A 14,230-nucleotide genomic window follows, 5' to 3' on the forward strand; every position below is an offset into this window, starting at 1 on the left:
TTTCACTTAAAAAAGCTCTTTGCCGATATATTCACCATATAAAAGATCTCTTTCTATCTCTATAAGTCTATTGTATTTAGCAGTTCTTTCACCTCTAGCCGGTGCGCCAGTTTTTATCTGAGCAGTATTTAACGCAACAGCAAAATCGGCTATAAAAGCATCTTCGCTCTCACCACTTCTGTGACTCATAACGCAATTGTAACCGTTTCTTTGAGCTAGTCTCACTGTCTGCATAGTCTCACTTACGGTTCCTATCTGATTAGGCTTAATTAAAATTGCGTTTGCTATGCTTTTTTCGATACCCTCTTTCAAAATCTTTTTATTTGTAACAAAAAGGTCATCCCCTACAAGTTGAATTTTATCTCCAAGTTTATCAGTAAGCACCTTCCATCCTTCCCAATCATCTTCAGCCATCCCGTCTTCTATAGAGACTATAGGAAACTTACTTACAAGCTCAACATAATAGTCTGCCAACTCTTCAGCGCTTAAAACTCTATTTTCGCCTTTTAGATTATATTTACCCTCTTCATATAGTTCGCTACTTGCCACATCCAAAGCTATTGTAACCTCCTCGCCAGGTTTATAACCAGCTTTTTCTATTGCTCTTAAAATATACTCGATAGGCTCGGCATTATTTTTCAGATTTGGAGCAAAACCACCCTCGTCTCCTAAAGCTGTAGAGTGACCATCGTTGTTAATCAGTTTTTTAAGCGTATGGTATATTTCGCTGCTAGCTCTTAGAGCCTCTTTAAAATCATCAAATCCTGTAGGCATTATCATATACTCTTGGAAATCCACACTGTTATCTGCATGTGCTCCGCCGTTGATGATATTTAACATTGGAGTAGGTAAAATTACTCCGTTAGCTCCCCCAAGATACCTGTAAAGAGGTAGATTAAGACTCTTAGCGGCCGCTCTTGCCACGGCCATAGATACTCCCAAAACCGCATTTGCGCCAAGTTTTGAGTAATTTTCCGTACCGTCAAGCTCTTTCATAATAGCATCAATCTCAGTTTGATTGTATGGGCTTAAACCTACAAGTTCATCCGCAATAGCAACATCAACATTTTCACAAGCTTTTAAAACGCCTTTACCCAAAAATCTCTCATCGCCGTCTCTAAGTTCCAAAGCCTCTCTTTTTCCAGTACTAGCACCACTTGGTACTATAGCACTAGCTACTGTTCCATCACTTAAAACTACAGTAGCTTTTACGGTAGGATTTCCCCTGCTATCAAGAACCTCCTGGGCAAAAACATTATCTATATATACCATCAAATCTCCTTGTTTAATTCGTAATTTTTAATTTAAATCGCGACAAGCGATTTGAAAAATTTTATTTTATACCACTCCTACTAATGACTCAATAACAAAAAAATAAACTATTCTAATCTTCATTCATCTCTTCATCGGGTACCATCATAACGCTATCGTTTATACCCATAGCATTTTTTATCTCGTTTTCAATCTCAGCCGCAACTTCAGGATGCTCTTTTAGATATGCTTTAACGTTTTCTCTTCCTTGGCCAAGTTTAATGTCTTTATAACTAAACCAGCTGCCGCTTTTATCGACAATATCAAGCTTTACTCCGTAATCTACAATCTCTCCCTCTTTGCTTATTCCTTCACCAAACATTATGTCAAATTCCGCTTGTCTAAATGGAGGAGCTACTTTGTTTTTCACAACTTTTGCCCTAACTCTATTCCCTATCTGATTTTCACCCTGTTTTAAAGTGGCAATTCTTCGTACGTCTATTCTAACTGAAGCATAAAACTTCAAAGCATTCCCACCTGTAGTGGTTTCAGGCGTACCATAACCCATTGCACCTATTTTCATACGAATTTGGTTTATAAAAATTACGGTGGTATTCATTTTATGTAGAACACCCGTTAATTTTCTCAGAGCCTGACTCATAAGCCTTGCTTGAAGTCCCATGTGACTATCGCCCATCTCTCCTTCTATCTCGGCTTTTGGAGTAAGTGCGGCTACGGAGTCAATAACTATAACATCAACTGCGCCGCTTCTAGCAATAGTTTCAACAATATCTAAAGCCTGCTCACCAAAATCTGGCTGTGAAACAAGTAAGTTTTCAACATCTACTCCCAAATTTTTGGCATATAAAACATCTAAAGCGTGTTCTGCATCTATAAAAGCGCAGACTCCCCCATCTTTTTGTGCTTCAGCTATAATTTGAAGAGCCAAAGTGGTTTTTCCCGAACTCTCCGGTCCATAAATCTCTATAATTCTTCCCTTTGGAACTCCTCCTATTCCAAGGGCAAGATCAAGTCCTAAAGAACCTGTACTTATAGCTGCAATAGGTTCAATCTCTTTTTCGCCAAGCTTTACTAAAGCCCCTTTTCCGAAAGCTTTATCAATCTGTTTAATAGCGAGTTCCAGCGCTTTTGCTTTATTTGAATCCATTCAAAACCTCTCATCATAGAAATTAATAATATTTTATCTTTTTTTAAGTAAAATATCCATAAATATTAATATTAGTAATTGGGAATTTGGAATTAGTACACATTAACTTTTCGCCAATTCCCCATTCCTAATCCCCAATTCCAAAAGGAAACAGATGTCAACATATACTGTCGCCCACTCTCCGGATGCAGACGATGTTTTTATGTTTTATGCTATTAAATTTGGATGGGTTAGTTCCAAATATATAAGATTTGAAAACATCGCACTAGATATAGAAACTCTAAATGAGAAAGCTTTACAAAACTACTACGATATAACCGCAATCAGTTTCGCGCTATATCCTTACATAAAAAACGATTATGCACTTTTAAAAACTGCAGTCAGTTTTGGAAAAGGATATGGCCCAAAACTTATTAAAAAAAGAGATAAAAGGCTCAAAAAAAACTTTAAAGTTGCATTAAGTGGACAATATACAACAAATGCTATGCTATTTCGTATAGCCTATCCCAATGCAAGGTTTGTATATATGAACTTTTTGGAGATAGAAAAAGCCGTAGTTGAAGGAAGAGTTGATGCGGGGGTTTTGATACATGAATCTATTTTAAATTTTGACGAATCTTTGGAAGTTGAAAAAGAGATTTGGGATATATGGATAGAATTAGCAAAAAAAGAGCTTCCTTTGCCTCTTGGCGGAATGGCTCTTAGACGCTCCATCCCACTTTTGAAAGCTATAGAGTCTGAAAATATGTTGATAAAAGCAGTCCAAGTAGCAAACAAACATAAAGATGCTATATCAAAAATGCTTATTGAGAGAAACCTTGTTAGAATAGATGACGAAAAACTAAAAATCTATCTAAATATGTATGCAAACGAAGACTCTTCTTTAATGAATGAAGAGCATTACGAAGCGCTAGATAGACTCTTTGAGATAGGTTTTGAGCATGGTTTTTACGACACACCTATAAAAGCGAAAGAGTATCTTATACCTTCTGAATACAAAAACGTAAGATTTTGCTAAATGAAAGAAAAGATAGATCTTAAAAAATACTCCTCTATCAAAATAGGACCCGTAGTAGATGTAGAGATTATTACAGAGATAGATAAAAAAAATGAAACCTTTTTTTTAATAGGCGGAGCCAACAATATTTTAGTATCTCCTTATCCTCCTCCTCTTGCTAAGCTCTCAAAAAAATTCGATTATATCAAGATAGAAAACGGTGAGCTTATTATAGGAGGAGCTACGCCAACAGGAAAAGTTGTCTCTTTTTGCAAAAAAAATAATATTGCGGGATTTGAGTTTTTAAGCAGACTTCCGGGAACCATAGGCGGCGCTATAAAGATGAATGCAGGAGTCAAAGAGTATGAGATAAAAAATGTTTTAAAATGGATTAAAACCTATAAAGGCAAGATCTACAAAGAAAACCTAAACTTCGGATATAGAAAAACAGATATTAAAAATATCATTTATGAGGCCGGATTTGAGTTAAAAGAGGGTTACAATGAAATTTTACGGCAAAAACTTCTGTCTCTTAGAGAAAACCAACCAAAAGAGCCAAGTGCTGGAAGCGTTTTTAAAAATCCCCCCGGAAACTTTGCCGGAAAATTGATAGAAGATGTGGGGTTGAAGGGATATAGAGTAGGAGATATGGCTTTTAGCAAAATCCACGCAAATTTTTTAGTAAATTTAGGAGCCGGTACCTTTGAAGAAGCATTAAATCTAATAGAGTTAGCAAAAAAAATGGTATATGAGAAGTATAAAATAGCGCTTGAAGAAGAGATTATAATAGTAAAATGAGGCACAAAAGTGCCCCTCCCCCTATGTAGCAGTGGGGCAAAAGCCCCATAAAATTTATGCGTTAGCAGCTTTTTTAGCAGCTTCCAATGCCTCTTCGTAATTAGGCTCTTCAGTAATCTCAGGAACTAGTTGCTTATAAACTACATTTCCATCTTTATCGATGATGAAAATTGCTCTTGCTAGAATTCCACTAAGTGGTCCCTCAGCTATTACTACGCCATATTTTTCGCCGAAATCTCTGTTTCTATAATCGCTTGCTACAGTTAAGTTTTCAACACCTTCAGTAGAGCAAAATCTTTTGCTAGCAAATGGAAGGTCCATAGAAACTACAGTTACGTCAACACCCTCAATATTTGCAGCCTCTTCGTTAAACTTTCTTGTCTCAGTAGCACATACTGGAGTATCAAGAGAAGGAACAACTACGATCATTTGAACATTACCCTGAGCCCCTCCAACTTTTTTCTCTTGCAAGTCAGTAGTAACTACAGTAGCCTCTGGAGCTTTATCTCCAACATTTACCTCGTTTCCGCTCAATTTTACTTCGTTACCTTTCAACGTTACAGTTGCCATGTTTTCTCCTTTTTTGATTTTTAAATTGTTTAGTAATTTAATCTGTTTTTTCGTTTACTAAACTTGTAACAAAATTATAACTAATTAGGATAAATTTTGTCTTAATTAAATTTCAAGCATTTTTTATAAGTTTTTTTTAAGTTATGCTAGATTTTGGATTTACTTTTAATCCCAATGGATCACTAAACTCTCCTAGCTTGTAAGCCTCTATAGCAGCTCGACCTATCATAGCCGCATTATCGCTACAATACTCCATTTTGGCAAAATCTATAAAAATTCCTCTCTTTTCACACTCCTTTTCAAACGCCTCTCTTAAAGCTAGATTTGCGCTAGCCCCTCCAACAATAGCAAAATTTTTAGGTTTAAAGATATCAAAAACCTTTTTCGTTTTTTGCAAAAGATGTTCGATAGCCGCCTTTTGAAAAGAGGCAGCTATGTCAGCTCTATCTTGCTCGCTTAATTCTCCCAGCTCCTCTATGGCAACTCGAACCGCGTTTTTAAGACCTGAGTAGCTAAAAGCGATTTTAGGGGAGTTTTTAAGAGGTATAGGAAAAGAGAATCTATGTGGATCTCCTTTTTGTGCCAATTTTTCTATAATTGGGCCTCCTGGATATCCTAATCCAAGCATCTTCGCCACCTTGTCAAAACTCTCGCCAAAACTGTCATCCATACTTTTTGCTTCCACCCTCATAACCTTGTAACTCTCAACCTGTATGATCATAGTATGTCCGCCAGAAACCAGAAGAATACTCTTTGGAAAGAAGGCCTCTTTTTCTATAAACAAAGAGTATATATGTCCTACTAAATGGTTTATCCCTATCAAAGGAAGATTTAAAGATAGGCTAAGAGCTTTTGCCATCATGACCCCTTCCATAAGAGTCACGGAAAGTCCTGGTTCATTCGTCACGGCTATTGCCTTTAAATTTGGGAAAAACTCTTTTGTCTGTTTCAAGATTTTTGGCAATGCCACTGCGTGGAGTCTACTGGCAAGTTCTGGAACAACTCCTCCATAAATTGAGTGCTCCCTCTCTTGAGAAATCTTTTTGTGAAAAATCAGTTTATAATCGTTAATATCTGTTATAGCTATAGAGCTGTCATCACAGCTGCTCTCTATACTCAAAATCAGATTTTTCATACTACCTCGCTATCTCTTTTTGCCCACTTCAATACCCAAGGCCATGTTCCGTATCCGCTTTTATCGTTAATATGTCCCGCATTTTCTAAAAAAAGCATATCTACCCCTAACTCTTCACCAAATCGATGAGCCTCCTCTAAACTTAAATAAGGATCATTGGTAGAGACTACCAGTTTTGCCTCTTTTGCAAAAAGATTATTTGGCAAAGATGAGGGGAAAAAAGATTTTAGAAGTTCTATATCGGTCTCAAGACCGGGAGGTGCTACTAAAAGCAACCTCTCTACCTCATCTATTTCACCCTCTTCACACAATGCAAACCAAACCGTACAAGCAAGAGAGTGACATATAACGGTAGTTGGTCTAAACTCATTTAGATGTTTTTTGAACTGGCTCATCCACTTTTTTCTGTTTGGATGGTGAGGATGATGTATCAATGGAAAAGAGACGATTCCATAATCTTTGGCAAGTTCTGAAGCAAGCCAGCTTTGCCAATGGGGATAATCACTACCTCCCCACCCATGAAAAAGAAGATATTTATCCATCTTTTTTATCCTCTTTATCTTCTAATTCGGCAACTATGGTCTCATTATCTTTTATATCTTTTGGAAGCTCTTTTTTATCTATATTTCCCGGAGATTTCAAAACGGATATCAATCTTTGTTCTTGTTCAGGAGATAGTTTGCCCGAAGCTATAGTATCTATGATTTTATTTGCAATTGCTATTTTGGATTCATTCTCCTTTAATCTAAAATATTTTTCAAGATTGTCATGGTAGGCAAGGATTTTATCTTTTCTCTTTTTATATATATACAAAACTATCCCTATAAACATCAAAAGAATCAAAAAAGCCCCTATAAGTAGCAGATATAACTGCTCTTTGGCTTTTAGCTCCTCTTTCGCTATAAGTTTTTGGTTCTCCATCTCAAGGCGCATCCTCTCTTTTTGGATCTCTAACTCTTTTAGTTTTAACTCTTTTTGAATCTTTTGGATCTCCAGCTCTTTTTGCGCCTCTATCTGAGCTAGTCTTTGCTGAAGCTCGGCTTTTTTTATATTCTGCTTAAGCGCTAGTTCCTCCAGCTCTTTTTTCATTTTAGTTAGAGCTAGTTCTCTTTTTTTATCGGCTTCTAGCCTAGCTTTTTGAATCTCTTCATCAAGCTTAGCCTTTTTTTCTTGTAAAATACCCTGCTCACTATTTTTGATCTTTTGGCTATCAAAGCATCCGGTAAAAAGAAAAATTGCAACTATCAACAAAACTCTTGCAAACAACACTCACCCTTTTGAAGTATAATAATTGAGACCTCTGAAAAATTACAAATTGAGCGAAAGCTTTGCAATTTTAGCTTTAAAATTTTATGTTCGCCATAAAGCGAAAAAAGTACGCTTGCTTAGTACTTTTTAATAAAATTTTCAAGCGTTCCTAAAAGGAAAAATTGCAACTAGCCCCAGCGAAATTTAGTAATTTTTCAGAGCATTCAATTAAAATTATATCCAATGGAAAAAATTTTTAAAAACAGTCACGATATAGAAGCATATAAAATATTTTTATAACAAAAATCTTTCATCAACGCTATCTTAAAATACAACTCTTAATAATATTAGTATATCAGACACGATAAAAGAAAAAAACCAAATAAATAGATATTTTTGCCAAAAATTTAGATTAAATTTTCGGCAAAAAACCTCACCTCTTTGTCTGCAGTGAATATATCATCCAAATTTTTCAGCTCTATATTTTCAAACGCTGCAACAGAGTCCAATATGATTTTAGAAATCTTTAAAAAAGAGATTTTTTTTCTCAAAAAGGCCTCAACAGCCACCTCATTGGCAGCATTTACTACCACTCCCAAGTCGGCCCTATTTAAAAGCTTGTCTTTGATTTGCCAAACCGGATATCTAGACTCTTCTATCTTTTTAAACTCCAAACTTTTAATATCTGTAAAATCAATCTTTTTAACTATCTCTTTTTTCACACTTTTTAAAAGGGCAAAAGCTATAGGCAGTCTCATATCGGCATAAGCCGCGTGCAAAAGTGAAGTTCCGTCAACAAAATCTACAATAGCGTGAATAATCGATTTTGTCTCAATGATAGCATCCAATCTTGTCGTATCAAAAAGCCATTTAGCCTCCAAAAGCTCAAAAAGTTTATTAACCATAGTCGCACTATCTACTGTAATTTTCTTACCCATAGACCAGTTTGGATGATTGAGAGCATCTTCTACCGTTGCGTTTTTTAATCTTTCGACCGGCCAATCTCTGAAAGCTCCGCCGCTAGCAGTAATAATTAGGCGATCTATTGATGAAGTCAGACTATGTTCTTTTGTTCCTTTTAAAAGATACCATAATCCAAAATGTTCGCTATCTATAGGATGAATTTTTGAAATATCGATAAATTTACCGGCAACAACCAAAGACTCTTTATTTGCCAAAGCCACTTTTTTACCGCACTCTATCGCTTTTAAAGTGGGTTTTAGTCCCAAGAAACCGACAAGTGCGTTTACAACTGTTTGGGATTTGCATTTCTCTATCGCCTCTAAAATACCTTCTTCGCCATATAAAACGTTTTTATGAAGAATTTTTCTTGCAAGCTCTTTTTTACCAACAACGACTATTTCAGGTTTAAACTCATCTATCTGCTTTTGTAAAAGTTTAACGTTATTGCCGGCTACCAAAACCTCTATCCCTATATCAAACTCTCTAGCGATATTTAGCGTATTAACCCCAATAGAGCCGGTAGAACCTAAAACAACAATCTTTTTTGAGGAGTTTTTAGCCCTATTATCTATACTCACCTTTGCGCCTTAATTTATAAAAGTCCTCTAAGAAGTACAACCATAGCAGGAGCAGCGAACAGATACCCATCTACTCTGTCTAGCACTCCACCGTGTCCGGGCAAGATATTTCCGCTATCTTTCACTTCTGCTCTTCTTTTTAGATAGCTCTCAAAAAGATCACCAAACACACTAGCTACAGATGTCAAAAAAGAGATAATAAGCGCATAGGGGATATCCACCAAAACCAAAGCATAATAACTCCCAAAAGAGGTTGCCAACACAACCCCTCCTACGACACCTTCTAAAGTTTTATTTGGGGAAGTTTCGCAAAATTTAGTTTTACCGAACATTTTTCCTGCAAAAAAGGCTCCAATATCAGTGGAAGCCACCACTATCAAAAGCCATATAAGAGCATTCATCCCAAAATCGTGATAGAGTGCTAAAAGAAAAAGAAAACTAGAAGCCGGATACAAAAATGGAATAAAGTTTCTTGTATCGTAATCTTTATGATATGCCAAAAAAGAGGCAAAGATTATAGCTACTATGAAAAAAAGATCATCGGGGTTGGGATAAAAATAGGCTGTAAGCCAAAGCATCAGTGCCCAAAAAAATAGGTTGTTATGACTATCCATCTTTAAGAGTTTCAATGTTTCGTAAAAAGCAAACATAAAAACTATACCAAAAAAGAGCCACGTCAGAAAATAGTTATCAATCAGCCCAACAGCCAAAACAACTGCAAGAAGTATCGAGCCTGTTACAAACCTTTGAGAGTTGTCTTTTATAATATTAAACATATATATCCTTGAAATTGGGTATTAGGAATTGGGAATTGGAAATTGAAAAAAAAGAGTTTCTCTTTTAATCATTCTTTTTAAAGGGCACCTCTAAACTACAAAATTCCACTAATTCCTAATTCCCAATTCCTAATTTTAAAATTATACCTTCCTCACCTTTACAGTTTTATAATTTACATAATTCACAAAAGCTCTATCTTTTATTTTTACATTTCTTCTTTGAGTATAATCAACCAAATAATCACCTGAACTATCTACGCTAAAATCTACACAAAGTTTTGCCGCTTCGTTTAGTATATGAGATGGGATATTTTGTTTGTTTGTCTGGATAATCACGTGAGCCGAAGGAGTATCTTTTATATGCATCCATATATCGCTCGCTTTCGCCCTTTTTAAAAGCTCTTCATTTCCTTTTTCGTTTTTTCCAACATATACATTGAAACCGTCAATTACAAACTTTTCAAAATTTTGCTGTTTTGCCCTTTTTGCTTTAAAACTCTCTTTTTTGGGAAACAAAATCTCTATCTCTTCTATATTTTTAGCTTTTTCGATTCTATTTGCCATTCTTTCTAAAAACTTTATTTTAGAGGCTAGGTTTTCTCTCTCAATATGTATATTTTTAGCCTTTTGCCTAAATCTTTTAGCTTTTGCGAAAAAGATATCCGCCATATTGGATACGCTTTTAGCTTCTAAAGGTAACTCTACTTTTATACTCTTTCCTTCAAAATCTTTTAGCTCCACCTCTTTGTCATAGGGCTTTATTTTATGCATATTGGCTAAAATCAGGTTTGCTTTAAGCTCTTCTTGTGAAGCTTTTTTTAAGAGATCCTCCTCTTTTTCTAAAGAGTATAAAATCTCTTTTAACTTCTCTATTTGCTTATTTAAAGAGAAAATTTTAACAGATTTAAGTGAGCGAAGTTTTGCCTCTTTCTCTTTTTCATATACTTCATAAAGGTACTTTTGGATATCTTCTATCCTGTTTTCCTCTTTTTTAATCTTTTTCAAAGGAGGAAGGGGTAGAAGTTTTTTACCTGGTTTTACCTCTCTAAAAGATGTAGATATGTCAATATGCCTTAAAGCTTCTAAAACTGTCTCATCTTCATCTAAAATGATGGCATTCGTATTTCTTCCGGTAAATTCTAGTTGCAAAAGAGAAATCTCTTTTTTATATGAAGAGCTGGTTTGTACTTTTATCCTTAAAATTTTGTCGTTTGGAAGAAGATTGATATCTACGATTTTAGCTTTTTTAAACCTTTTTTGCAAAACTACGTCAAATGGAGCATTATATCTTTTTGTCTTTACGAAATCTTCTCTTTTGTATATTTTGGAGTTTCCTTTTGTTAGGTCAAAATATATCGGCTCTTTATCGAAAACTATCTTTATAACATTGTCGTCAACTCTGTAAATATCGCTTATGGTTCTAAATTTTTTTAAGAAATCTACAATTTGATTTAACTCATAATATTTCACATATCGCCTTTTTTAAAATATCCATCTCTTCATCTTTTAATTTTGCAATTTTTTTGATAACTCGTTTCTTACTCACAGCTCTTAAATGGTATATCAAAATATCGCTATCTTGCTCTAAATTCTCTCTTTTTTTCGCTCTTATTCTATAAGGATAAGCTTTATCGACAAGTTTTGTTGACAAAGGAACAACCAAAATCACATCAAGCTCGCTATTTAAAATATCTTCGCTCATTACAACGGCGGGTCTAATTTTACCAATCTCCTCGCCTTTTTTAGGGTTTAGATCTACTAAAACAATATCTCCTTTTTTAAACTCCATCGCCAACTACCTCATCCCATGAGCTCATATCATCATCTACTTCTTTTATCTTTTTTAAAATCTTTAATTTTTCCTCTTTTTCTATCTTCTCTAAGATTAAATTAAAATATTTCTCATACTTTTTAGGGATAAAGATACCTATTTCTTTATTGTCTCTTTTATCTACAATATCCAAAATCTCCTCATTTTTAAAAATTGATGGTTTTTTTTGGATTTGACTTATACTTACTTTAATCATAATAAACCTTTTATATAAAAAATTTATATAAAAGTATATCATAAATTAATATTATGCTAAAATATCAAAAATTTTTCAAAAGGAAAAAGATGAAACAAACTATTACTGAAAAAATTTTTAGCGATCATGTAGGACGTGAAGTAAAAGCCGGGGAGATAGTTAGATGTGAAATAGATATGATTATAGGAAACGACATCACAACTCCTATCTCCATAAAAGCATTCAGAGAATCAGGCGCTAAAAAACTTGCAAAGCCGGATAACTTCGCTATCGTTATGGATCACTTTATTCCGGCAAAAGATATAGCAAGCGCAAATCAGGCAAAAATCAGTAGAGAGTTTGCGTATGAACACGATCTTAAATACTTTTTCGACGAAAAAGATATGGGAATTGAGCATGCACTTTTGCCTGAAAAAGGACTCATAGTTCCGGGAGACGTGATAATTGGTGCAGACTCTCATACTTGTACACACGGAGCCTTGGGAGCTTTTGCAACGGGAATGGGTTCAACTGACCTTGCATTTGCTATGATCACTGGAACAAACTGGTTTAAAGTTCCAGAATCTATAAAAGTTATATTGAAAGGAAAGCCCGGTGACTTTATATACGGAAAAGATATTATTTTAGAACTCATCAGAAGAATAGGCGTTGACGGTGCATTATACAAAGCTTTGGAGTTTACAGGAGATACAGTAGTCTATCTAAGTATGGATGATAGATTTAGTCTATGCAATATGGCTATAGAAGCGGGAGCTAAAAACGGTATTATCGCAGTTGACAAGGTAACAAAAGAGTTTTTGGCCGATAAAAACTTAAAACATGAACCAAAGTTCCACTACTCAGATGAAGATGCAAACTATGTACAAACAATAGAGATTGATGTGGAAAAATTAGAACCTGTTATAGCTTTCCCTCATCTTCCTAGCAATGGAAGACCTATAAGCGAAGCAGCGAAAATGGATCTGAAAGTAGATCAAGTTTTCATTGGAAGCTGCACCAACGGAAGGCTAAGTGACCTTGCTATCGCAGCCGAAATAGTAAAAGGCAAAAAAGTAGCGCGCCATACAAGAATGATAGTTACCCCAGCAACTCAAAAAATACTAAAAGAGGCAGAAAAGCTCGGGATTATAGATACTTTGATAGATGCTGGCGCGGTTGTTAGCAATCCAACTTGCGGCGCATGTCTTGGAGGCTATATGGGGATTTTGGCCGATAACGAAAGATGCGTCTCCACTACAAATAGAAACTTTGTAGGAAGAATGGGTGCTAGAACTAGTGAAATTTACTTGGCAAACTCTGCCGTCGCTGCTGCAAGTGCGATTGCAGGAAAGATTGCAGATCCAAGAGAGATAAATTAGTTAGTATCGGTATATTTAGTATATTGGGACTCTTTTTTCCCCAATATACTAATAACAAATAGACTAATAAACAATGATACTATTTGACCTCAAATCATTAGGACAACTAACTACAGGCTTTTTAATAGTAAGAAAAAACCGTTTCTTAGCTACCGTAAACGTAAAAGACAAAACCAAAAAAGTTCATATCGCAGATACGGGAAGACTTGAAGAGATACTTACTCCTTCCCGAGAACTTCTTTTACTAAAAAATAGAGAAGGATTAAAAACCCACTACACTCTTTTGGCCGCGAAAATGGAAGAGGGGTGGGTTTTGATAAACACTAAACTTCACTCTCAAATAGCGTATGAAGCCATAAAAAACGGCATTTTGGGTTTTGTCCCACAGGATATAAAAAAAGAGGTTTCGTATAAAAAGAGTAGATTCGACTATCTAGTTGATAATGCCTTGGTCGAACTAAAAGGATGCTCTTTGGTTGAAAAAAATATATGTCTCTTTCCAAACGCTCCAACTTCAAGGGGCGTTAAACACTTAAAAGAGCTTATAGAAGCCAAAAATGAAGGATATAACGCTTTTTTGCTCATTATGGCGGTTAGAAAATGTAACTGCTTTCAACCGCATCCATTTCGCGACGAAGAGTTTAAAAAAGTTTTTTGGGAAGCTTTGCAAAAAGGAATCGAGTTTAAAGGATTTTTTGTTAAAATAGATGAAAACCTAAACGTAATTTATAATGGGGAGTTAAGTCTTTGCAAAAAATTTTAGATATACCTTGCGTTATATTTGCCGGTGGCAAAAGTTCTCGAATGGGCAAAGATAAATCTTTGCTCCCATTTGAAGATAGCTCTCTCGTAAAATTTCAATATGAAAGACTAAAAGAGATTTTCAGCGAAGTTTGCATATCTACTAAAATAGACAAATTTGATTTTAAAGCTCCTATGATTTTTGACAAAAGTGACATTTTTGCTCCGACGGTCGCTTTTAAAGCGATATTTGAAAAGTTTGATAATTTTTTTGCAATCAGCGTAGATACTCCTTTTGTAGACGAAGAAGTAATTAAAAAGTTAATAAACGTGTATAAAGATAACAAAACTATAGACGCTGTTATCGCTAAAACCAAATTTCCTCATCCGCTTATAGGAATCTACCAAAAATCTATCTTACCTATTATAAAAAGAGAGATAGAAAAAGAAAACTACAAACTAGGCTATATTTTAAAGAGTTCAAACACTATTTTTGTTGAATTTGAAGAAGAGGAGAAGTTTTTCAACATAAACTATCCCGATGATTATAAAAACGCCCTGCTAAAATCTACTCAAATATCGCATAAATCAAATCGAAACTCGCTATTTCTTTCATAAAT

The 14,230-nt window shown here is 35.0% G+C and carries 16 protein-coding genes; 5 read left to right on the top strand and 11 right to left on the bottom strand.

All coding sequences use genetic code 11. From position 1 onward, the window contains the following. Positions 1-6: 6 nt before the first annotated feature. Positions 7-1,272: a phosphopyruvate hydratase gene (gene eno / locus NIL_RS09035; protein ID WP_187647447.1), complete on the bottom strand. Its 1,266-nt coding sequence runs from the start codon at positions 1,270-1,272 to the stop codon at positions 7-9. A 112-nt stretch (positions 1,273-1,384) separates the two neighbouring features. Then, positions 1,385-2,419: a recombinase RecA gene (gene recA, locus NIL_RS09040; RefSeq protein WP_187647448.1), complete on the bottom strand. Its 1,035-nt coding sequence runs from the start codon at positions 2,417-2,419 to the stop codon at positions 1,385-1,387. 154 nt (positions 2,420-2,573) lie between these two features. Here recA and NIL_RS09045 point away from each other — a divergent pair, with 154 nt between their 5' ends. Next, positions 2,574-3,437 (top strand): menaquinone biosynthesis family protein, encoded by an 864-nt coding sequence (locus NIL_RS09045; RefSeq protein ID WP_187647449.1) that lies wholly within the window; start codon positions 2,574-2,576, stop codon positions 3,435-3,437. After that, entirely contained in the window at positions 3,438-4,214 is a 777-nt protein-coding gene (locus NIL_RS09050; protein ID WP_187647450.1) for a UDP-N-acetylmuramate dehydrogenase, read from the top strand. Between the two features lie 54 nt (positions 4,215-4,268). Here the strand turns inward: NIL_RS09050 and tpx are convergent, their stop codons facing one another. From tpx to NIL_RS09095, 9 genes are all read right to left on the bottom strand, one after another. Further along, entirely contained in the window at positions 4,269-4,784 is a 516-nt protein-coding gene (tpx, locus tag NIL_RS09055) for a thiol peroxidase (RefSeq protein WP_187647451.1), read from the bottom strand. A 136-nt stretch (positions 4,785-4,920) separates the two neighbouring features. After that, positions 4,921-5,910 (bottom strand): tRNA (adenosine(37)-N6)-threonylcarbamoyltransferase complex transferase subunit TsaD, encoded by a 990-nt coding sequence (gene tsaD, locus NIL_RS09060; RefSeq protein WP_187648632.1) that lies wholly within the window; start codon positions 5,908-5,910, stop codon positions 4,921-4,923. A 5-nt stretch (positions 5,911-5,915) separates the two neighbouring features. Continuing rightward, positions 5,916-6,461: an RBBP9/YdeN family alpha/beta hydrolase gene (locus tag NIL_RS09065; RefSeq protein WP_187647452.1), complete on the bottom strand. Its 546-nt coding sequence runs from the start codon at positions 6,459-6,461 to the stop codon at positions 5,916-5,918. After that, complete coding sequence (locus tag NIL_RS09070; RefSeq protein ID WP_187647453.1) at positions 6,454-7,185, bottom strand: hypothetical protein; 732 nt, start codon at positions 7,183-7,185, stop codon at positions 6,454-6,456. Before NIL_RS09070 ends, NIL_RS09065 begins: the two co-directional genes overlap by 8 nt. A 389-nt stretch (positions 7,186-7,574) precedes the next feature. After that, entirely contained in the window at positions 7,575-8,669 is a 1,095-nt protein-coding gene (dxr, locus tag NIL_RS09075; protein WP_187648633.1) for a 1-deoxy-D-xylulose-5-phosphate reductoisomerase, read from the bottom strand. Positions 8,670-8,722: 53 nt separating this feature from the next. Beyond that, positions 8,723-9,484 (bottom strand): phosphatidate cytidylyltransferase, encoded by a 762-nt coding sequence (locus NIL_RS09080; protein ID WP_187647454.1) that lies wholly within the window; start codon positions 9,482-9,484, stop codon positions 8,723-8,725. Positions 9,485-9,625: 141 nt separating this feature from the next. Then, positions 9,626-10,954, bottom strand: a complete 1,329-nt coding sequence (locus tag NIL_RS09085) for an NFACT RNA binding domain-containing protein (RefSeq protein ID WP_187647455.1) — start codon at positions 10,952-10,954, stop codon at positions 9,626-9,628. Next, entirely contained in the window at positions 10,941-11,273 is a 333-nt protein-coding gene (locus NIL_RS09090) for a type II toxin-antitoxin system PemK/MazF family toxin (protein WP_187647456.1), read from the bottom strand. Before NIL_RS09090 ends, NIL_RS09085 begins: the two co-directional genes overlap by 14 nt. Continuing rightward, the gene (locus NIL_RS09095; RefSeq protein ID WP_187647457.1) at positions 11,263-11,511 is read right to left on the bottom strand and encodes a hypothetical protein; all 249 of its coding nucleotides are present in this window, start codon (positions 11,509-11,511) and stop codon (positions 11,263-11,265) included. The genes NIL_RS09090 and NIL_RS09095 overlap by 11 nt, the downstream gene beginning before the upstream one ends. 89 nt (positions 11,512-11,600) lie before the next feature. Here NIL_RS09095 and leuC point away from each other — a divergent pair, with 89 nt between their 5' ends. The 3 genes from leuC (at position 11,601) to mobA (ending at position 14,228) form a co-directional block, all read left to right on the top strand. Beyond that, positions 11,601-12,869: a 3-isopropylmalate dehydratase large subunit gene (gene leuC / locus NIL_RS09100; protein ID WP_187647458.1), complete on the top strand. Its 1,269-nt coding sequence runs from the start codon at positions 11,601-11,603 to the stop codon at positions 12,867-12,869. 73 nt (positions 12,870-12,942) lie between these two features. Further along, the gene (gene sfsA, locus NIL_RS09105; RefSeq protein WP_187647459.1) at positions 12,943-13,632 is read left to right on the top strand and encodes a DNA/RNA nuclease SfsA; all 690 of its coding nucleotides are present in this window, start codon (positions 12,943-12,945) and stop codon (positions 13,630-13,632) included. After that, positions 13,617-14,228, top strand: a complete 612-nt coding sequence (gene mobA / locus NIL_RS09110) for a molybdenum cofactor guanylyltransferase MobA (protein ID WP_197972080.1) — start codon at positions 13,617-13,619, stop codon at positions 14,226-14,228. The genes sfsA and mobA overlap by 16 nt, the downstream gene beginning before the upstream one ends. Positions 14,229-14,230 lie beyond the last annotated feature (2 nt).

It is taken from the genome of Nitrosophilus labii, assembly GCF_014466985.1.
In the GTDB taxonomy this organism is placed as follows: Bacteria; Campylobacterota; Campylobacteria; order Campylobacterales; family Nitratiruptoraceae; genus Nitrosophilus_A; species Nitrosophilus_A labii.

Coding starts and splice junctions, on each gene's coding strand:
- eno (WP_187647447.1), bottom strand. CDS start 1,272: ATGGTATATATAGATAATGTTTTTGCCCAGGAGGTTCTTGATAGCAGG.
- recA (WP_187647448.1), bottom strand. CDS start 2,419: ATGGATTCAAATAAAGCAAAAGCGCTGGAACTCGCTATTAAACAGATT.
- NIL_RS09045 (WP_187647449.1), top strand. CDS start 2,574: ATGTCAACATATACTGTCGCCCACTCTCCGGATGCAGACGATGTTTTT.
- NIL_RS09050 (WP_187647450.1), top strand. CDS start 3,438: ATGAAAGAAAAGATAGATCTTAAAAAATACTCCTCTATCAAAATAGGA.
- tpx (WP_187647451.1), bottom strand. CDS start 4,784: ATGGCAACTGTAACGTTGAAAGGTAACGAAGTAAAATTGAGCGGAAAC.
- NIL_RS09065 (WP_187647452.1), bottom strand. CDS start 6,461: ATGGATAAATATCTTCTTTTTCATGGGTGGGGAGGTAGTGATTATCCC.
- NIL_RS09080 (WP_187647454.1), bottom strand. CDS start 9,484: ATGTTTAATATTATAAAAGACAACTCTCAAAGGTTTGTAACAGGCTCG.
- NIL_RS09090 (WP_187647456.1), bottom strand. CDS start 11,273: ATGGAGTTTAAAAAAGGAGATATTGTTTTAGTAGATCTAAACCCTAAA.
- NIL_RS09095 (WP_187647457.1), bottom strand. CDS start 11,511: ATGATTAAAGTAAGTATAAGTCAAATCCAAAAAAAACCATCAATTTTT.
- leuC (WP_187647458.1), top strand. CDS start 11,601: ATGAAACAAACTATTACTGAAAAAATTTTTAGCGATCATGTAGGACGT.
- sfsA (WP_187647459.1), top strand. CDS start 12,943: ATGATACTATTTGACCTCAAATCATTAGGACAACTAACTACAGGCTTT.